Source organism: Bradyrhizobium sp. WBAH42 (assembly GCF_024585265.1).
Lineage (GTDB): Bacteria > Pseudomonadota > Alphaproteobacteria > Rhizobiales > Xanthobacteraceae > Bradyrhizobium.
The window spans coordinates 5,680,412-5,699,589 of sequence record NZ_CP036533.1 but is presented as its reverse complement, the minus strand read 5'-3'; the positions used below and the strand labels follow the sequence as shown (position 1 = coordinate 5,699,589).

General features: G+C 64.7%; 19 protein-coding genes. 17 read left to right on the top strand and 2 right to left on the bottom strand.

The genetic code is table 11. From position 1 onward, the window contains the following. The first annotated feature begins 68 nt into the window (after window positions 1-68). The 4 genes from dapA to DCG74_RS26685 all read left to right on the top strand — a co-directional run bounded on the left by dapA (window position 69) and on the right by DCG74_RS26685 (window position 2,559). The gene (gene dapA, locus DCG74_RS26700; RefSeq protein ID WP_172783421.1) at window positions 69-959 is read left to right on the top strand and encodes a 4-hydroxy-tetrahydrodipicolinate synthase; all 891 of its coding nucleotides are present in this window, start codon (window positions 69-71) and stop codon (window positions 957-959) included. Between the two features lie 53 nt (window positions 960-1,012). Then, entirely contained in the window at window positions 1,013-1,426 is a 414-nt protein-coding gene (mscL, locus tag DCG74_RS26695) for a large conductance mechanosensitive channel protein MscL (RefSeq protein WP_172783811.1), read from the top strand. A gap of 73 nt (window positions 1,427-1,499) precedes the next feature. Next, window positions 1,500-1,973, top strand: coding sequence for an SsrA-binding protein SmpB (gene smpB / locus DCG74_RS26690; RefSeq protein WP_025036727.1), 474 nt, complete (start codon window positions 1,500-1,502; stop codon window positions 1,971-1,973). A gap of 4 nt (window positions 1,974-1,977) precedes the next feature. Then, window positions 1,978-2,559 (top strand): peroxiredoxin, encoded by a 582-nt coding sequence (locus DCG74_RS26685; protein ID WP_172783422.1) that lies wholly within the window; start codon window positions 1,978-1,980, stop codon window positions 2,557-2,559. Here the strand turns inward: DCG74_RS26685 and DCG74_RS26680 are convergent. Beyond that, on the bottom strand, window positions 2,556-3,230 hold the full coding sequence (locus tag DCG74_RS26680) for a uracil-DNA glycosylase (protein WP_172783423.1): 675 nt from the start codon (window positions 3,228-3,230) through the stop codon (window positions 2,556-2,558). The two genes, DCG74_RS26685 and DCG74_RS26680, sit on opposite strands and share 4 nt — an antisense overlap. Continuing rightward, on the bottom strand, window positions 3,211-3,855 hold the full coding sequence (locus tag DCG74_RS26675) for an NYN domain-containing protein (protein ID WP_025036724.1): 645 nt from the start codon (window positions 3,853-3,855) through the stop codon (window positions 3,211-3,213). The genes DCG74_RS26680 and DCG74_RS26675 overlap by 20 nt, the downstream gene beginning before the upstream one ends. Before the next feature lie 329 nt (window positions 3,856-4,184). Here DCG74_RS26675 and rpoZ point away from each other — a divergent pair, with 329 nt between their 5' ends. From rpoZ to DCG74_RS26610, 13 genes are all read left to right on the top strand, one after another. Further along, window positions 4,185-4,577 (top strand): DNA-directed RNA polymerase subunit omega, encoded by a 393-nt coding sequence (gene rpoZ / locus DCG74_RS26670; protein WP_007603391.1) that lies wholly within the window; start codon window positions 4,185-4,187, stop codon window positions 4,575-4,577. Window positions 4,578-4,782: 205 nt separating this feature from the next. Next, window positions 4,783-7,071: a bifunctional (p)ppGpp synthetase/guanosine-3',5'-bis(diphosphate) 3'-pyrophosphohydrolase gene (locus tag DCG74_RS26665; protein WP_172783424.1), complete on the top strand. Its 2,289-nt coding sequence runs from the start codon at window positions 4,783-4,785 to the stop codon at window positions 7,069-7,071. A gap of 45 nt (window positions 7,072-7,116) precedes the next feature. Then, window positions 7,117-7,869: a pyridoxine 5'-phosphate synthase gene (locus DCG74_RS26660; protein WP_172783425.1), complete on the top strand. Its 753-nt coding sequence runs from the start codon at window positions 7,117-7,119 to the stop codon at window positions 7,867-7,869. After that, the gene (gene acpS, locus DCG74_RS26655; RefSeq protein ID WP_172783426.1) at window positions 7,866-8,285 is read left to right on the top strand and encodes a holo-ACP synthase; all 420 of its coding nucleotides are present in this window, start codon (window positions 7,866-7,868) and stop codon (window positions 8,283-8,285) included. The genes DCG74_RS26660 and acpS overlap by 4 nt, the downstream gene beginning before the upstream one ends. 249 nt (window positions 8,286-8,534) lie before the next feature. Beyond that, window positions 8,535-9,299 (top strand): signal peptidase I, encoded by a 765-nt coding sequence (gene lepB / locus DCG74_RS26650; protein WP_172783427.1) that lies wholly within the window; start codon window positions 8,535-8,537, stop codon window positions 9,297-9,299. Continuing rightward, window positions 9,296-10,162 (top strand): ribonuclease III, encoded by an 867-nt coding sequence (rnc, locus tag DCG74_RS26645; RefSeq protein WP_172783428.1) that lies wholly within the window; start codon window positions 9,296-9,298, stop codon window positions 10,160-10,162. The genes lepB and rnc overlap by 4 nt, the downstream gene beginning before the upstream one ends. Further along, window positions 10,152-11,078, top strand: a complete 927-nt coding sequence (era, locus tag DCG74_RS26640) for a GTPase Era (protein ID WP_172783429.1) — start codon at window positions 10,152-10,154, stop codon at window positions 11,076-11,078. Before rnc ends, era begins: the two co-directional genes overlap by 11 nt. A 21-nt stretch (window positions 11,079-11,099) precedes the next feature. Next, window positions 11,100-11,480 carry a hypothetical protein gene (locus DCG74_RS26635; RefSeq protein ID WP_172783430.1) on the top strand — a complete coding sequence of 127 codons (381 nt, stop codon included), beginning with the start codon at window positions 11,100-11,102 and terminating at the stop codon, window positions 11,478-11,480. Between the two features lie 138 nt (window positions 11,481-11,618). Further along, window positions 11,619-12,371 (top strand): DNA repair protein RecO, encoded by a 753-nt coding sequence (recO, locus tag DCG74_RS26630; RefSeq protein ID WP_172783431.1) that lies wholly within the window; start codon window positions 11,619-11,621, stop codon window positions 12,369-12,371. Between the two features lie 101 nt (window positions 12,372-12,472). Then, complete coding sequence (locus DCG74_RS26625) at window positions 12,473-12,760, top strand: hypothetical protein (protein ID WP_172783432.1); 288 nt, start codon at window positions 12,473-12,475, stop codon at window positions 12,758-12,760. Between the two features lie 61 nt (window positions 12,761-12,821). After that, on the top strand, window positions 12,822-15,080 hold the full coding sequence (gene parC / locus DCG74_RS26620; RefSeq protein WP_172783433.1) for a DNA topoisomerase IV subunit A: 2,259 nt from the start codon (window positions 12,822-12,824) through the stop codon (window positions 15,078-15,080). Between the two features lie 393 nt (window positions 15,081-15,473). Next, entirely contained in the window at window positions 15,474-17,024 is a 1,551-nt protein-coding gene (locus DCG74_RS26615) for an ABC transporter substrate-binding protein (RefSeq protein ID WP_172783434.1), read from the top strand. A 4-nt stretch (window positions 17,025-17,028) separates the two neighbouring features. Next, the gene (locus DCG74_RS26610) at window positions 17,029-18,573 is read left to right on the top strand and encodes a GMC family oxidoreductase (RefSeq protein WP_172783435.1); all 1,545 of its coding nucleotides are present in this window, start codon (window positions 17,029-17,031) and stop codon (window positions 18,571-18,573) included. The last annotated feature ends 605 nt before the right edge of the window (window positions 18,574-19,178 follow it).

Sequence of the window (19,178 nt, the reverse complement as noted above, 5' to 3'; positions counted from 1 at the left end):
CTTTTACCGGCGGGATAGACCCGATATGAAGGGGGCTTGCTCAAGAAAGCCGCGTACGGAGGAAGTCCATGGCAGCCAAGACGAAATTCCGAGGGTCGTTCACCGCCTTGGTCACCCCGTTCAAGAACGGCGCGCTGGACGAGGCGGCGTTTCGCTCCCTGGTCAACTGGCAGATCTCCGAGGGCACCAATGGCCTCGTTCCGGTCGGCACCACCGGCGAGAGCCCGACGCTCAGCCATGACGAGCACAAGAAGGTCGTGGAATGGTGCATCGCTGAAGCCAAGGGCCGCGTGCCCGTCATCGCGGGGGCCGGCTCCAACTCGACCAAGGAGGCGATCGAGCTCTCGCAGCACGCCGAAAAGGCGGGCGCGGACGCCGTGCTGATCGTCACGCCCTATTACAACAAGCCGACCCAGGAAGGGATGTACCAGCACTTCAAGGCGATCAACGATGCGATCGGGATTCCGATCATCATCTACAACATCCCGCCGCGTTCGGTGATCGACATGTCGGTCGACACCATGAAGCGGCTGTGGGAGCTGAAGAACATCGCCGGCGTCAAGGATGCCACCGCCAGCATGGTCCGTGTGTCGCAGCAGCGCGCGGCAATGGGCGAGGATTTCAACCAACTCTCCGGCGAGGACGCCACCATCATCGGCTACATGGCCCATGGCGGCCATGGCTGCATCTCGGTGACCTCGAACGTCGCGCCGCGCCTGTGCTCGGAGTTCCACGCCGCCTGGCAGAAGGGCGACACCAAGGCGGCGCTCGCGATCCACGACAAGCTGATGCCGCTGCACAACAACCTCTTCATCGAGAGCAATCCGGCGCCGATCAAGTACGCGATGTCGCTGCTCGGCAAGCTGGACGAGACGTTGCGGCTGCCGATGGTTCCGGTGTCCGAGCCGACCCGCGTTGCCGTGAAAAGCGCGATGGTTCACGCCGGCCTGATCAACTGACGCAATAGCCGTTCGGGGGGCCTTTCATGAGCGTGGACGAAAAGGGCGCGCGTATGCTCAAGGAGTTCCGTGAGTTCGCCATGAAGGGCAACGTCGTCGACCTCGCGGTCGGCGTCATCATCGGCGCGGCCTTCGGCGCCATCGTCACCTCGCTGGTCGGTGACGTCATCATGCCGATCATCGGCGCTGCGACAGGCGGCCTCGACTTCTCGAACTACTTCATCCCCTTGTCGAAGGCGGTCACCGCCACCAACTTAGCGGATGCGAAAAAGCAAGGCGCCGTCCTTGCTTACGGCAGCTTCCTGACGCTGACGATCAACTTCATCATCGTCGCCTTCGTGCTGTTCCTGGTGATCCGCGCCATGAACACCTTGAAGCGCAAGGAGGAGGCGGCGCCCGCCGCTCCGCCAAGGCCGTCGGCCGAAGTCGAGCTGCTGACCGAGATCCGCGATCTCCTCAAGAAGTGACGCGCCCACTTCATCCGAACTGTTAGAATCCGAGCGCATCTCGATCAGGTTTGCCCGTCAGGTTTTGTAGGTCATGGCCGATAAGAACGAACGTCCGATCAAGGTGATGGCGGAAAATCGCAAGGCGCGTTTCAACTACGCCATCGAGGACACGATCGAGGCGGGCATTGCGCTGACCGGCACCGAGGTCAAGTCGATCCGCAACGGCAAGAGCACGATCGCGGAATCCTATGCCGATTCCAAGAACGGCGAGATCTGGCTGATCAACGCCACCATTCCCGAATATCTGCAAGGCAACCGCTTCAACCACGAGCCCAAGCGGCCGCGAAAGCTGCTGCTCCACCGCCGGCAGATCAACAAGCTGATCGGCGCGGTCGATCGCGAGGGCATGACACTGATCCCGCTCAAGCTTTACTTCAACGAGCGCGGCCGGGCCAAGCTGCAGCTGGCGGTTGCCAAGGGCAAGAAGCTGCACGACAAGCGCGAATCGGAGAAGAAGCGCGACTGGAGCCGGGAGAAGGGCCGGCTGCTGCGGGCGAGGGGATGACGAGATGAATCAACGGAACCTGCTCGAGGTCGACTGGAGCCAGATTCCCGCTCCTTCCGACGACGGCGCCGCTGCCCATCTAGAGGGCATGACGTTGCCGCCGATCGGCCTGCTCGCGACCGACGATACATCGGTCACGCTGTCGGCGCTGCGCGGCCGCACCGTGGTGTTCGCCTATCCCCGCACCGGAGAGCCCGGCAAGATCGCGCTGGTCGACGATTGGGACATGATCCCGGGAGCGCGCGGCTGCACGCCCCAGACCTGCGCATTCCGCGATCTCTACGCCGAGCTGAAAGCCGCCGGCGCCTCGCACGTGTTCGGCCTCTCGACCCAGAGCAACGACTACCAGATCGAGATGGCTTCGCGCCTGCATCTGCCGTTCCCGGTGCTCTCGGACGAGAAGCTGGCGCTGACGCGCGCCTTGAACTTGCCGACCATGGAGGTCGCGGGCCTGACGCTGATCAAGCGCCTCGCGCTTGTTATCGACGACGCCAGGATCACACACGTGTTCTATCCCGTGTTTCCGCCCGATCGGAACGCCGGCGACGTGCTGGCCTGGCTCAAGGCGAATCCCGCCAATAGCTAGTCGAGATCCGCCTTCACCTTCGCGAACACCGATCTGAACATGTCCGGGGTCAGCACGCCGGTATTCGTGTTGTAGCGGGAGCAGTGATAGCTGTCGTAGAGCCTGAACGCGCCGGCCTGATGCACCGCGCCATGACCGAAGGGGGCTTGTGAGGCCTTCAGGTTCAGCGGCTTGAGCACGCTGTCGTGCGCAATCCGCCCGAGCGCGACGATCGCGCGCAGGTTCGGCATCGTCGCTAGATTGGCCACGAGGAACTGGCGGCAGGTGTTGATCTCGATCGGCAGCGGCTTGTTCTGCGGCGGCACGCAATGCACTGCATTGGCGATCCGGCAATCGACGAGTTTCAGGCCGTCGTCCGGGCGCGCCTGATAGGTGCCCCTGGCAAAGCCGTATTCGATCAGCGTGGCGTAGAGCAGGTCGCCGGCATAGTCGCCCGTGAACGGCCGCCCCGTGCGGTTGGCGCCCTGCATTCCCGGCGCGAGGCCCACGATCAGGAGGCGGGCCTTGATGTCGCCGAAGGGCGCAACAGGCGCATTGTGCCACGATGGCTCGCGCGCGCGGTTCGCCTCGCGAAAGGCGACCAGGCGCGGACAGAGCGGGCAGTCACGGTCGGGAACGACGGTGAGAGGCTGGCGGCTGGACCGTGCCGCCTCACTCCTCGAAGTCGTCATCGCCCCTCGGCGCCATCGTGGTCGCGCGCTGGAGGAATTGCGGGGCGTGATGACGTTCGCCACGCTCGCCGCGGTCACGCGGGGCGGGGCGCTCGGACGGATCGCGGCCGAGCTTGGATTGCAGCTCGACGAGATCGGTGAAGACGTCGGCCTGGCGGCGCAGCTCGTCGGCGATCATCGGCGGCTGGCTGGCAATGGTGGAGACCACCGTGACCCGCACGCCGCGGCGCTGGACGGCCTCGACCAGCGAGCGGAAGTCGCCGTCACCCGAGAACAGCACCATCTGGTCGATGTGCTCGGCGAGCTCCATGGCGTCCACGGCGAGCTCGATGTCCATGTTGCCCTTCACCTTGCGGCGGCCGGAGGCGTCGATGAATTCCTTGGTCGCCTTGGTGACGACGGTGTAGCCGTTATAGTCCAGCCAGTCGATCAGCGGGCGGATCGAGGAGTATTCCTGGTCTTCGATGATGGCGGTGTAATAGAACGCCCGCAACAACGTACCGCGGCTCTGAAACTCCTTCAGCAGGCGCTTGTAGTCGATGTCGAAGCCGAGGGTTTTCGCCGTCGCGTAGAGATTGGCCCCGTCGATGAAGAGCGCGATCTTGTTGGTAGGAGAAGGTGACATTCAGTTTGCTCGCGTAGCGTTCGTGATTGATCGTTTTTTGTTGGCGCGGCGACAGTGGGCCGCGCAGTTCTAGAGTGCCGCAGAGATCCGTCGAAACCGCAAATCCGGAGAAGTCGGGGCAATCAAGGTATAGTTATGGCGGACTTGCATGCACCCGGCGCCGCCCCCAACGGCAGCCCGGAAAACCACCCGTCCCAGCCCCAATGTGGGGGTAGCAGAGCGGTTTGGCGAGGCCAAATCACAAAATGGCCTTGCGAAACCGTCCCGGCCCCTATAACTAGCCCCAATCATCCACATATTTCGTCCCACCCACAACGGAGCGACAGTCCATGGCTCGCGTCACCGTAGAAGATTGTATCGACAAGGTCGACAACCGGTTTGACTTGGTCCTGCTGGCCGCCCACCGTGCCCGCATGATCTCGTCCGGTTCACAACTAACGGTTGACCGCGATAACGACAAGAACCCTGTTGTGTCTTTGCGTGAAATTGCCGAGACGACGATCTCGCCGGAGGACCTCCGCGAGGAGCTGGTCCACTCGCTCCAGAAGTTCGTCGAGGTGGATGAGCCCGAGCCGGATACGGTGCCGCTGATCGGTTCCGCGGGCGCAAGCGTCGATGCCGACGACACCGAGGTCGCGGTGGAGCGCATGACCGAAGAGGAGCTGCTGAAGGGCCTGGAAGGCCTCGCGCCCCCCGAGGAGCAGCCCGAGGAAGACGAGTAATTCCTCCATCGCGATCATCTTCTTCTTGTGATCATATCAAAGGCCCGAACCGCTGTTCGGGCCTTTGCTTTTGTTGACCTTTTCGTGGTTACCATAGCGCTGCGGTTGGCGCTTTGCCCTGTCACTGAATTGATCGGACACGAGCGCGATCGGAGTTAGGATGTATGCAGCGGGCCGGTTCGAGCCCGTTTGAAGGCAGGACGGCATGGTATATCGGCGCCGCAGATCCACGCAGATGCAGGCCGCAACCGAATCGGTTGCCGTGGCCCCGACTGCGCCGGTCGCGCGCCCGGCCAGGCCCCGCGCCCGCATGATGCGTCAATATGACCTCGTCGAGCGCGTCAGGTCCTACAATCCCAACACCAACGAAGACCTGCTGAACCGGGCCTACGTCTACGCCATGAAGGCGCACGGCTCGCAGACCCGCGCCTCGGGCGATCCGTATTTCTCGCACCCGCTCGAAGTGGCGGCGATTCTCACCGACCTCAAGCTCGACGACGCCACCATCGTGGCCGCGCTGCTGCACGACACGATCGAGGACACCGAGGCGACGCGGGCCGAGATCGACCAGATCTTCGGATCCGAAATCGGGGCGCTGGTCGAGGGGCTGACCAAGCTGAAGCGGCTCGAGCTGGTCTCGCGCGAAGCCAAGCAGGCCGAGAACCTGCGCAAATTGTTGCTGGCCATTGCCGACGATGTCCGCGTGCTTCTGGTCAAGCTCGCCGACCGCCTGCACAACATGCGCACGCTGGATTTCGTGCCCACGGAATCGCGCCGGCGCATCGCCGAGGAGACGCTCGACATCTACGCGCCGCTGGCGGGCCGCATGGGCATGCAGGAGATGCGCGAGGAGCTGGAGGACCTGTCCTTCCGCACCCTCGATCCCGAAGCCTATTCGGTGGTGATGCAGCGGCTCGATGCGCTCGCCGAGCGCAACCGCAACCTGATCGGCGAGATCGAGGACCAGCTCTCCAACAATCTGCGCCACCGGGGTCTGGGGGCGCGGGTCTATGGCCGGCGCAAGAAGCCGTTCTCGATCTGGACCAAGATGGAGCGCAAGTCGGTCGGCTTCGAGCAATTGTCCGACATCTTCGGCTTCCGCCTCGTCGTCAGCGACATCGAGGCCTGCTATCGCGCGCTCGGGATCGTCCACACCACCTGGCCGGTCGTGCCGGGGCGCTTCAAGGACTACATCTCGACGCCGAAGCAGAACGACTACCGCTCGATCCACACCACCGTGATCGGCCCCGGCAATCAGCGCGTCGAGCTCCAGATCCGCACCGAGGCGATGGACCAGATCGCCGAGCGCGGCATCGCCGCGCACGTCTTCTACAAGGAGGGTGTGGGTTCGCCGACCGAATTCCTCAAGCGCGAGTCCAACGCCTTCGCCTGGTTGCGCCACACCATCGGCATCCTCTCGGAAAGCGCGAACCCGGAGGAATTCCTCGAGCACACCAAGCTCGAGCTGTTCCACGACCAGGTGTTCTGCTTCACCCCCAAGGGCAAGCTGATCGCGCTGCCGCGCCATGCCAACGTGATCGACTTTGCCTATGCCGTGCATACCGACGTCGGCAACAGCGCGGTCGGCTGCAAGATCAACGGCAAGTTCGCGCCGCTGTCCTCGGAGCTTCAGAACGGCGACGAGGTCGAGGTGCTGACCTCGGAGGCGCAGTCGGCGCCGCCCTCGGCCTGGGAGACGCTGGCCGTCACCGGCAAGGCGCGCGCCGCGATCCGCCGCGCCACCCGTACCGCGGTGCGCGATCAATATGTCGGGCTCGGCCGGCGCATCGTCGAGCGCCTGTTCGAGCGCGCCAAGATCGAATACGCCGACGACAAGCTCAAAGGCGCGCTGCCGCGGCTCGCGCGCACTTCGATCGAGGACGTCATGGCGGCGGTGGGGCGAGGGGAGATCAAGGCCTCCCATGTCGCACGAGCGATGTACCCTGATTACAAGGAGGAGCGCATCGCGCGCTACGGCGTCAAGAAGGGGCTTGCCGCCAAGCTCAAGGAGAAGGGGGTCTCCGAACCGGCGCGCAGCCCGGTTGCGATCCCCATCCGCGGCATCAATTCCGACCTTCCGGTGAAGTTCGCGCCGAACGGCGGCGCGGTCCCCGGCGATCGCATCGTCGGCATCGTCACCCCGGGCGAGGGCATCACGATCTATCCGATCCAGGCACCGGCCCTGAAGGATTTCGAGGAGGAGCCGGAGCGCTGGCTCGACGTCCGCTGGGACATCGAGGACTCCGCGCCGCAGCGCTTCCCCGCCCGCATCAAGGTCGAGAACGTCAACGAGCCCGGCGCGCTGGCGCAGATCGCGACCGTGATCGCCGAGCACGACGGCAACATCGACAACATCAGCATGCAGCGCCGCTCGCCCGATTTCACGGAGACGACGATCGATCTCGAAGTCTACGATTTGAAGCACCTGAGCGCGATCCTGGCCCAGCTGCGCGCGAAGGCGGTGGTCGCCAAAGTCGAACGTGTTAATGGATAGGCGCATCTCGCATGCCCCGTTCCCTCTGATTTCGCGAGTCCTGAAATGCCCGCTTCGAAGCTCCGCCTCGGCGTCAACATCGATCACGTTGCAACCGTGCGCAACGCGCGCGGCGGCCGCCATCCCGATCCGGTGCGCGCGGCGCTGCTCGCGATCGAGGCCGGCGCCGACGGCATCACCGCACATTTGCGCGAGGACCGCCGGCACATCCGCGACGAGGACATGGCGCGCCTGAAGGCGGAGATACCCAAGCCGCTCAATTTCGAGATGGCCGCAACGGACGACATGATGCGGATCTCGCTCGCCACCAAGCCGCACGCGGTGTGCCTCGTGCCGGAGCGGCGCCAGGAGGTTACGACCGAAGGCGGGTTGGATTTGGTCGGCCAGCGCGACGCGCTCGCGCCCTATATCGCGCGGTTGAACGAGGCCGGCATCCGCGTGTCGCTGTTCATTGCGGCCGACCCCGCCCAGATCGAGATGGCGGCGCGGCTACGCGCGCCCGTGATCGAGATCCACACCGGCGCCTGGTGCGATGCCGTCACCGACGGCCACAGCGACAAGGCCGAGGCCGAATGGCGGCGGATCGTGGCGGGGGTGAAGCTGGCCAAGGACGCGGGGCTTGAGGTTCACGCCGGTCACGGGCTGGACTATGCGACGGCGGAGAAGATCGCCGGCTTGCGGGAAATCATGGAGCTGAACATCGGCTATTACATGATCGGCGAGGCGCTGTTCGTGGGGCTGGCCGAGACCGTGCGCAGCATGCGCGCGGCGATGGACCGGGGCCGGAGCCGGGCATGATCATCGGCATCGGCTCCGACTTGATCGACATCACCCGCGTGGCCAGGGTGATCGAGCGCCATGGTGAGCGGTTCCTCGACCGCATTTTCACCGCTGCCGAGCGGGCCAAGGCGGAGCGGCGGGCCAAGAACGAGAAGATGGTGGTGGCGACCTACGCCAAGCGCTTCGCCGCCAAGGAGGCCTGCTCCAAGGCGCTCGGCACCGGCATCAGGCGCGGCGTCTGGTGGCGCGACATGGGGGTGGTCAACCTGCCCAGCGGGCGGCCGACCATGCAGCTGACCGGCGGGGCCCTGGCCCGGCTCCAGGCCCTGACGCCGGAGGGATTCGAGGCGCGGATCGACCTTTCGATCACAGACGACTGGCCGCTGGCTCAGGCTTTCGTCATCATTTCGGCCGTGCCCTTGGCGAAGCCCTGACGCGATCCGGTCGATTTTATAATTCGTATTTGGAATCAATGCCTTATTCAGTTTTGATGCGATCCTTGATTGCGTGGCCTCCGACAACCGTCTAAAAGTCCGCCGACGCAAACCAGCTTGGGCGAATTCGGCTTTACGCCGGAATTGGCCCCCACTATCAGAATCAGGACAATCTCCATGGGCCGCGAAGCGATGGGCTGTTCGCGCCAGGAGGGCGCTCTGTGACCGCCGGCCGGAATTGAGAGAGCAATGAGCGTGACTTCAGGAACGAAAACTGAGAGCGGCGTCGGCGAAACGATCCGGGTCGTCATTCATGCTCTCCTGATCGCGCTCGTGATCCGCACCTTCCTGTTTCAGCCCTTCAACATCCCGTCCGGCTCGATGAAGGCGACGTTGCTGGTCGGCGACTATCTGTTCGTCTCGAAATATTCCTACGGCTACAGCCATTTTTCGATTCCGTTCTCGCCGCCGCTGTTCTCGGGACGGATCTGGGGCTCGGACCCGGCCCGCGGCGACATCGTCGTGTTCCGCCTGCCGAAGGACGATTCCACCGACTACATCAAGCGCGTGATCGGGCTTCCCGGCGACCGCATCCAGATGCGGGACGGGCTGCTCTACATCAACGATGTGCCTGTCGAGCGGCAGCGCATGAGCGAATATGTCGGCGAGGATCCCTGCGGCTCGGAGGGCGGCGGCATCTCCCGGGTGAAGCGCTGGAAGGAGACGCTGCCGAACGGCGTGTCCTATGAGACGCTGGACTGCGCCGACAACGGCTACATGGACAACACCAACGTCTACACCGTGCCGGCCGGCCGCTTCTTCATGATGGGTGACAACCGCGACAATTCCACCGATAGCCGCTTTCTCGGCCAGGTCGGCTATGTCCCGCAGGAGAACTTGATCGGCCGCGCCCAGATGATCTTCTTCTCGATCGCTGAAGGCGAGCATGCCTGGATGTTCTGGCGCTGGCCGTGGGCGGTGCGCTGGAATCGCTTCTTCAAAATCGTCCGATGAAAGACGAAGCAAAGGACATCGCGACCCAACCAATCGAGGCGCAGGCGGGCCCCGAAGGGGAAGCCGCGACCAAGTCGCCCGCAAACAAAACACCGGCCGACAAGGCATCTGCAGACAAGGCGCCTGCGAAGAAGAAGCGGGCGCGGAGCAGCAAGGCCAAGGGCACGGACGCGAATGCGGCGGTCGAAGCGCGCATCGGCCACAGCTTCACTGACCCGAACCTCTTGATGCAGGCGATCACGCATGTCTCGGCCCTGAAGTCCGGGCGCAAGCGCGGCGACAGTTATCAGCGGCTGGAATTCCTCGGCGACCACGTGCTCGGCCTCGTCGTCTCGGACATGCTCTATCACGCCTTCCCGAACGCCGACGAAGGCGAGCTGTCGAAGCGTCTTGCCGAGCTCGTGCGCAAGGAGAGCTGCGCGGACGTCGCCAAGTCGCTCGGTCTCGTCGACGACATCAAGCTGGGCTCGGTCGGCTCCAGTGCCGATGCCCGCCTGCGCAAATCCATTCTCGGCGACATCTGCGAGGCCGTGATCGGCGCCGTCTACCTCGACGGCGGCCATGCGGCGGCGGCCGAATTCGTCAAGCGTAACTGGACCGAGCGTATGCACAAGCCGCGCCGTCCGTTGCGCGATCCCAAGACCGTGCTGCAGGAATGGGCGCAAGGCAAGGGGCTGCCGACGCCTGTCTATCGCGAGGTCGAGCGTACCGGCCCGCATCACGATCCGCAGTTCCGTGTCGCCGTCGATCTGCCGGGCCTGGCGCCTGCCGAGGGCATCGGCGGCAGCAAGCGCGCGGCAGAGAAGGTGGCAGCCTCAGTGATGATCGAACGCGAAGGCGTCGGCGGCGGCAATGATGGTTGAAGCAAGCGGCGAGGCACCCAGCGCGACGCGCTGTGGTTTCGTCGCGCTGATCGGCGCGCCGAATGTCGGCAAGTCCACGCTCGTCAACGCGCTGGTCGGGGCCAAGGTCACGATCGTCTCGCGCAAGGTGCAGACCACGCGCGCGCTGATCCGCGGCATCGTCATCGAGAACAACGCGCAAATCATCCTGGTCGACACGCCCGGCATCTTCTCGCCCAAGCGCCGGCTCGACCGCGCCATGGTCTCGACCGCCTGGAGCGGGGCCCACGATGCCGATCTCGTCTGCGTGCTGCTCGATGCCAAGACCGGGATCGACGAGGAGGCGGAGGCGATCCTCGCCAAGGCGGCCAGCGTCAATCACGACAAGATCCTCGTCATCAACAAGGTCGATCTGGTCCAGCGCGAGAAGCTGTTGGCCCTGGCGCAGGCCGCGAACGAGCGCATGAGCTTCGTGCGGACGTTCATGATATCGGCGATCTCGGGCGACGGCGTCGACGACATCCGCAAGACGCTCGCGGACATGGTGCCGCCGGGCCCGTTCCTCTATCCTGAGGACCAGATGTCGGACGCGCCGATGCGGCAGCTGGCGGCGGAGATCACGCGCGAGAAGATCTATCAGAAGCTGCACCAGGAATTGCCGTACCAGTCCACGGTCGAGACCGACAAGTGGGAGGAGCGCAAGGACAAGTCGGTGCGGATCGAGCAGACGATCTATGTCGAGCGCGAAAGCCAGCGCAAGATCGTGCTCGGCAAGGGCGGCGCCACCATCAAGTCGATCGGCGCCGACTCGCGCAAGGAGCTGATGCAGATCCTGGACGTGCCGGTGCACCTGTTCCTGTTCGTCAAGGTGCGCGAGAACTGGGGCGACGATCCCGATCGCTACCGCGAGATGGGTCTGGACTTCCCGAAAGAATAACCAAGAAAAGATCGGCATTCGATGAGCCTACCCGTCAACGTCCAGCGCTTCGAAGCGCTGCTCTATGCATCGTTGATGCTGGATGCCGTCTCGGTGGCCGTGCAGGACCGCACGCCTAGTGCCGAGGTGAGCGAGCAGATGATCATGACCGGGACGTTGCTCGCCGGGGGCATGATCCTCCTGCTGCTCTATTTCGTCCGGCTGGCTGCGCATCATCGCAAGAACTGGCCGCGCTGGGTGCTGGCGGCGGCCCTCGTGCTGTCGGTGATCTCGCTCGGCCAGATCATCGGCGCGAAGGGACTGGAGCTCGACAGCGCCATCGAGATCGTCTCCTGCGCGCTGACGACGATCGGCCTCTATTTCTCCTTCAGCGGCGACGCGCAGGGCTGGTTCAACGCCTGAGATTTTGTGCGGTGCTGTAGGGTGGGCAAAGGCGCGCCTTGCGCGCCGTGCCCACCGCAATGTTCGGTCGCAGAAAATTGGTGGGCACGCTTCGCTTTGCCCACCCTACGACAGCTCGAAATGCGATAAGATTCCCACATGGAATGGTCCGATGAAGGCATCGTGCTGGGGGTTCGGCGGCATGGCGAGTCTAGCGCCATCGTCGAACTCTTGACGCGCGCGCATGGCCGGCATCTCGGGCTGGTCCGCGGCGGGGCCGGCGCGCGGATGCGGCCGCTGCTGCAGCCGGGGAACAGCGTCAGTGCGGTGTGGCGGGCGCGGCTCGACGAGCATCTGGGCACTTATACGATCGAGGGACTGAAGCTGCGCGCGGCGACGCTGCTGGGGTCATCCCATGGCGTCTATGGCGTCACCCATCTCGCCTCGATCGCGCGGCTCTTGCCGGAGCGCGATCCGCATGAAGACATCTTTGCGCTGCTCGAACATTCGCTCGACGATTTCGACGACATCGGCAGCGCGGCCGTGCACCTGATCCATTTCGAGCTGGCGATGCTCGCCGAGCTGGGTTTCGGTCTGGCGCTGGACAATTGTACGGTGACCGGCGAGACCACGGACCTGATCTATGTCTCGCCGAAATCCGGCGGTGCGGTATCGCGCGGCGCGGGCGAGCCGTGGCGCGACCGGCTGTTGCGCCTGCCGCCGTTCCTGCGCCAGGGTGAAACCGCGAGCGATCTTACCGAGCAGGATCTCCAGGACGGCTTTCGGCTCACGGGCCTGTTTCTGCTCCGCCACGTGCTGGAGCCGCGCGGCCAGGGCCATTCAGATGCGCGGGCCGGCTTCATCAACGCCTTGATGCGGCAGCAGGCGAGGGCGGCGATCCCGGCGCCATGACGTAACGGCTGCCCAGCTTTGCGCTGGGGCATGCAGTTCCCGGGAACCAAATCGGCCCGAGCTGAATTGGGCCCGAGGTTCCACATCGGGGGACAGCCCAAATGTTGATCAAGGGATTCGCCTTGTCCGCGACGCTGCTTGCCTTCGCGCCCGACGCCATGGCCGGCGAGCCGCAGCCCGGGGTATTTCGCCGGGCCTCGTGCACGGTGGTGCGATACTACGTCGCGAAATATTCCGCTGCCGCGGCAGAGACATGGGCGCGGTCCCATGGCGCCACCGAGGCCGAGATCGAGGCCGCCCGCCGTTGCCTGGTCAATGTGCCGGCGCCCGCTCAAGCGCCGGGTGCGGCCAAAACCCAGACGGTCACCGCCGGCTGGGCGGGCCAGTAGGCCGCCCACAGGGAACCATTCGATCCTTGCCCGATTCGCTTCCACGGTTTAACCGGGCGGCATGGGAAAACGAATCGTTCCGCCGGAAGAACCGGCTGAAATCCACGAGGTGCCGCTGCGTGAGGCGCTGGAAGAGCGCTATCTCGCTTATGCCCTCTCCACCATCATGCACCGTGCGCTGCCGGACGCGCGCGACGGCCTGAAGCCGGTGCACCGGCGCATCCTCTACGGCATGCGCCTGCTCAGGCTCGACCCCGGCACGCCCTTCAAGAAGTCGGCCAAGATCGTCGGCGACGTGATGGGCTCGTTCCATCCGCATGGCGACCAGGCGATCTACGACGCCATGGTCCGTCTCGCGCAGGATTTCTCCTCGCGCTATCCGCTGGTCGACGGCCAAGGCAATTTCGGCAATATCGACGGCGATAACCCCGCCGCCTACCGCTACACCGAAGCGCGCATGACCGACGTCGCGCGGCTTCTGCTCGAGGGCATCGACGAGGACGGCGTCGAGTTCCGCGCCAATTACGACGGCCAGTCGAAAGAACCCGTCGTGCTGCCGGGCGGTTTCCCGAACCTGCTCGCCAACGGCGCACAGGGCATCGCCGTCGGCATGGCGACCTCGATCCCGCCGCACAATGCCGCCGAGCTGTGCGATGCCGCGCTGCATCTGATCGAGAAGCCCGACGCGAAGTCGAAGGCGCTGCTGAAGTGGGTGAAGGGCCCGGATTTTCCGACCGGCGGCATCATCGTCGATTCCAAGCAGGCGATTGCGGAGGCCTACACCACCGGCCGCGGCTCGTTTCGCGTCCGTGCGCGGTGGACGCAGGAGGAGGGTGCGCGCGGCACCTGGGTCGTCGTCGTCACCGAGATTCCGTTCCTGGTGCAGAAGTCGCGCCTGATCGAGAAGGTCGCCGAGCTGCTGGACCAGAAGAAGCTGCCGCTGGTCGGCGACATCAGGGACGAATCGGCCGAAGACGTCCGCATCGTGATCGAGCCGAAGTCGAAGAACGTCGATCCGGCGCTGATGATGGAATCGCTGTTCCGGCTCACCGAGCTCGAAAACAAGATTCCGCTGAACCTCAACGTGCTGATCAAGGGCCGCATTCCCAAGGTCGTGGGGCTCGCGGAGTGCTTGCGCGAATGGCTCGATCATCTGCGCGACGTCCTGATCCGTCGCACCAATTACCGCAAGGGCGAGATCGAGCACCGGCTCGAAATCCTCGGCGGTCTGCTGATCGCCTATCTCAACATCGACGAGGTGATCCGGATCATCCGCAACGAGGACGAGCCGAAGCCGGCCTTGATGAAGGCGTTCAAGCTCACCGACCTGCAGGCCGACTCCATTCTCAACATGCGGCTGCGCAATCTGCGCAAGCTCGAGGAAATGGAGATCCGCACCGAGGACAAGGATCTGCGCAAGGAGCTGAAGGGCATCCAGGCCCTGCTGGCCTCCGAGTCCGAGCAGTGGAAGAAGGTCGGCGAGCAGGTCGGCAAGGTCCGCGACATGTTCGGGCCGAAGACGCCGCTCGGCAAGCGCCGCACCACCTTTGCGGATGCGCCGGAGCACGACCTCGCCGCGATCGAGGAGGCCTTCGTCGAGCGCGAGCCGGTCACTGTCGTCGTCTCCGACAAGGGCTGGATCCGCACCATGAAGGGCCATGTCGAGGATCTCTCGGGCCTCGCCTTCAAGCAGGATGACAAGCTCGGCTTCGCGTTCTTTGCCGAGACGACCTCGAAGCTGCTGCTGTTCGCCACCAACGGCAAGTTCTACTCGCTCGACGTTGCGAAGCTGCCGGGCGGCCGCGGCCATGGCGAGCCGATCCGACTGTTCATCGATCTGGAGCAGGAGGCCGCGCCCGTCGCGCTGTTCGTCAACAAGGGTGGCCGCAAATTCCTGGTCGCGAGCCACGAGGGCCAGGGCTTTGTGGTCAACGAGGACGATTGCGTCGGCACCACCAAGAAGGGCAAGCAGGTCCTCAACGTCGACATGCCGAACGAGGCGCGCGCGATCACCGAGGTGACGGGCGACACCGTCGCCGTCATCGGCGAGAACCGCAAGATGCTGGTCTTCCCGCTCGACCAGGTGCCGGAAATGGCGCGCGGCCGCGGCGTGCGGCTGCAGAAGTACAAGGACGGCGGTCTGTCCGACGTTGCGGTATTCGACTCCAAGGCGGGCCTGACCTGGAAGGACTCCGCAGGACGCGAATTCTCCGCGACCATGAAGGAGCTCGCGGAGTGGCAAGGCACCCGCGCCGACGCCGGCCGCCTGCCGCCCAAGGGTTTTCCGAAGTCGAACAAGTTCGGCCGGGTGATCGGGTAGGATGATCTGGTGTCCCGGACGCGCTGCAACGCATCTTGCGTTGCTGCGCAGGGCCGGGACCCACGCTGCACGGATTGCTGGGAGACATGGGCCCCGGCTCAGCAGCGCACCGTCGAAGTGACGCTGCGCTGCGTCCGGGGCACCAGAGAGTGTAGCGCACCTATCTCCCCAGCGTCATTGCGAGCGCAGCGAAGCAATCCAGAATCCCACCGCGGAAAGACACTGGATTGCTTCGCTGCGCTCGCAATGACGAGAGGCGATAGCGCTGTTCTCCAACTGACATTGAGTACCCCGCAAACGCGTGGCAGCTAGCCGCGAGCGCATACGTGCGGGCACGAACATTGCTTTTTCCTGGCGACCGCAAACGGCTGGTCGAAAGGCAAAAACATCCCAATGCTCAAACTGAAGGCTTTCATTCCGGCGCTGTTCGGCCTCGCGCTGGTGGCGGCGCCTGCGCATGCGGCGGGCAATCTCGTCGCGGTGCTCGAGGCGGAGATCGTCACGCTCGATCCGCATTTCTCCACGGCCTATATTTCGCGCACGTTCGGCTACATGGTGTTCGACACGCTGTTTGCGAAGGATTCCAAGGGCGACATCAAGCCGCAAATGGTGCAGGACTGGAAGGTCTCGCCCGACGGGTTGACCTATACGTTCACGCTGCGCGACGGCCTGAAATGGCATGACGGCCAGCCGGTCACATCAGCCGATTGCGTGGCCTCGCTGCGTCGCTGGGGCACGCGCAGCGCGCTCGGCCGCCGCATCTTCGCGATCACGACCTCGCTCGAGCCAGCTGATGCGAAGACCTTCGTGCTGACGCTGAAGGAGCCGTCCGGCCTTGTCATCGACGCACTCGGTAATCCCGTCAGCCCGGTCGCGTTCATGATGCCCGAGCGCATCGCGAAGACGCCGGGCGACGAGCGTATCGCCGAGATCATCGGCTCCGGACCGTTCGTCTACAGCAAGGCCGAGCACCGCACCGGCGACCGCATGATCCTGAAGAAGTTCGGCGACTATGTGCCGCGCCCCGAGCCCGCGGACTTCCTGGCCGGCGGCAAGCGCGTCAATGTCGACACGCTGGAGATCCGCGTCATTCCCGATGGTGCGACCGCCGCCTCTGCGCTGCAGGCCGGCGAAGTCGATTTCATGCAGTACGCGCCGTTCGATCTGTTGCCGCAGCTTGAGAAGAACACGCGCGTCAAGCTCGTCAACTTCACCGGCGGCAACATGTTCGCCGGTGCCTATCGTCTCAACGCCGCCTCGAAGCCGTTCGATGATCCAGAAATCCGCCGCGTGCTGTGGAAGCTGGTCGACCAGCGCGAAGTGCTGGATGCGCTCGGGCTCGACGCCAAGTACGCCACGCCTTGCGCGACCTACTTCACCTGCGGCACCACCTACGAGAGCAAGGCCGGCACGGAAGCGGCGGCCAAGCCCTCGATCGAAGCAGCGAAGGCTGCGCTGAAGGCGACCAAATATGCCGGCGAGCCCGTCGTCGTGATGCAGGCCAACGACCTCGAAGCCCCGCGCGTTTCGGCGCAGGTGCTCGCCGAGCGGCTGAAGGCTGCCGGCTTCAACGTCGATCTGCAAGTGATGGACTGGGCGAGCGTGCTGGCGCGCCGCGCCAAGAAGGAGGGCTGGAGCGTCTATGGCGTCCACGCCGGCGGCTTCGATCTGGGCTCGCCGCTGACCAATGTCATGGTCGCCTTCAACTGCGCCGACTTCACCGGCTGGCAATGCGATGCGCGCATCACCCCGCTGATGGAAGCCTTCGCCAAAGCGCCGGCCGAGGAGGACCGGAAGAAGATCGCGGGCGAGATCCAGGCCGTCATGTACGACCAGGCGCCCGGAATCCCGTGGGGGCAGTTCGCCCAGCCGGCCGCCTATCGCGCGACTTTGCGCGGTCTGATACCGTCCGCCATCCCGGTGTTCTGGAACGTTGAGAAGTAAGGCGATGTACGATGTCATTGTTGTCGGCGGCGGCTCTGCTGGCGCCGCGGTTGCCGCGCGGCTCTCCGAGGATCCGGCACGGCGCGTGCTGCTGCTAGAGGCGGGGCGCGACTGGCGCGCTGACGAGGCACCCTGGGAGGTGAGGACGCCGAATCCGATCCCGATCATCCACAAGCGCGAGTACCAGGAGAAATGGCAGTGGCCCGATCTGCTGACGCGCCGCGTCGCGGGGCAGGAGCCGCGCTTCTACTGGCGCGGCAAGGGGCTCGGCGGTTCGTCGATGATGAACGGCCAGATCGCGATCCGCGGTGTTGCCGATGCCTTCGACGAATGGGCGGCCAATGGCTGCACCGGCTGGTCGGCGAAAGAGGTGATGCCGCTGTTCTCGGTGATCGAGGACGATCTGCAGTTCGGTGACGCCGAGGGACACGGACGCGGCGGGCCGTTGCCGGTCTATCGCGCGCCGCCGGAGACATGGGGCCCGATCGACCGGGGCTTGCGCGATGCGGCGCTGGCGAGCGGCTATCCCTGGTGCGCCGACGTCAATGGTCCGGATGGCGAGGGCGTTGCGTGCTATCCCATCAACAGCCGCAACTTGCGCCGCATCACCACCAACGAGGGCTATCTCGAGCCGGCGCGCGGGCGCGCCAATCTGGAGATCCGCGGGCATGCGCTGGTCGATCGCGTGCTGATCAGCGACGGACGGGCGACCGGCGTCCGCGTTCATATCGAGGGGCAGGGCACCCACGAGATCAGCGCACGCCAGATCGTGCTGTGTGCCGGCGCCATCCACAGTCCGGCGATCCTGCTGCGCTCGGGCATCGGCCCGGCCGAGGAATTGAAGGCGATGGGGATTAAGGTCGAACGCGATCTGCCGGTCGGCCGCCATTTCTTCGACCATCCGCTGTTTCGTGCCACGATCCAGCTACGGGAGGAGATTCGTCCCACCGATGCAGATACGCGCCACACCAATTGCTGCGTGACCTATTCCTCGGGCCTCGCCAACGGCGGCAAGCGCGACATGATTCTGATTGCGTTCAATCATCGCGGCATCGGCGTGCCCGGCGCGATCGGCGCCGGGCTGTTCAACGCATATTCGCGTGGAACGCTCAAGCTGGCCTCGACCGATCCTGCAATCGATCCCGTCGTCGAGGAGAACATGCTGGCCGATCCCAGCGACATGCTGCGCATGATGGATGCGGTGAAACGCCTCGCCGTCATCACCTCGCAGCCGGCGCTGTCAGGCATTGCCGACTGGATCAGACTCGCCGACACGGATTTGACGCTGCCGCAGGCCGCCAGCCTGCCCGATCACGAGCTCGACGCCGTGCTGCGCCGTGAGACCGGCGACATCCAGCATGCTGCCGGCAGCTGCCGCATGAGCGGCGTGGGCGACGCGGATGGCGTGGTCAACCCCGACGGCAACGTGAAAGGAATCAGCAGCCTGCGCGTCGCCGATGCCTCGATCATGCCGTCCGATTGCCGCGCCAACACGCACTTCACCACGGTGGTGATCGGGGAAGCAATCGCGCGGATGATGATGCGGTAGTCGGCGGTCAGAATTCAAGCCGCATTGGGATGAGTCACGCGCGCTTCGCGGAAGGGTGCGTGGAGTGGCCGCGGGACTGGAATTAATTCAACGTTGCGCAACATCGTTCCTACGAATGTCGAAAGCTTGCGACGAAGGTCCTCAGGAACGTTTGCGCGCCGCTTTGATTGGCATGTCATCGTCAATCGGAGTTTTGAACAATGCGAAAGACAATCTTCTCAGTGGCCATGTGTGCGTTGCTTGCCGGCGCGTCGATCGGGTTCGCTCATGCGCAGGCAGGAGGAGGCGCGGGAGGCGCAGGTGGAGCGGGCGGCGCAGGTGCGGGCGCCAGCGCCGGAGCTGGAGGAACCAGCGGCGGCTCGGGGAGCGGAACGAGCGGCGCGGCGGGTGGAACAGGGGCGGGCAGTGTTGGCGCCGGCACTGGGACGGGATCCAGCGCAGGTACCAGCAGTGGCAATGGCGCGGGTACCGGCCAGGGCGGCCCTCAGACCATCCGTCCCGGCGGCTCCAACGATCCAACCCGAAAATAACAACATCCTCGCCGTGTGACTTCAAGAACGGGAAGCTGCGGGTTCAACTCTCAGCTTTCCCACGGCGTCCGTCGC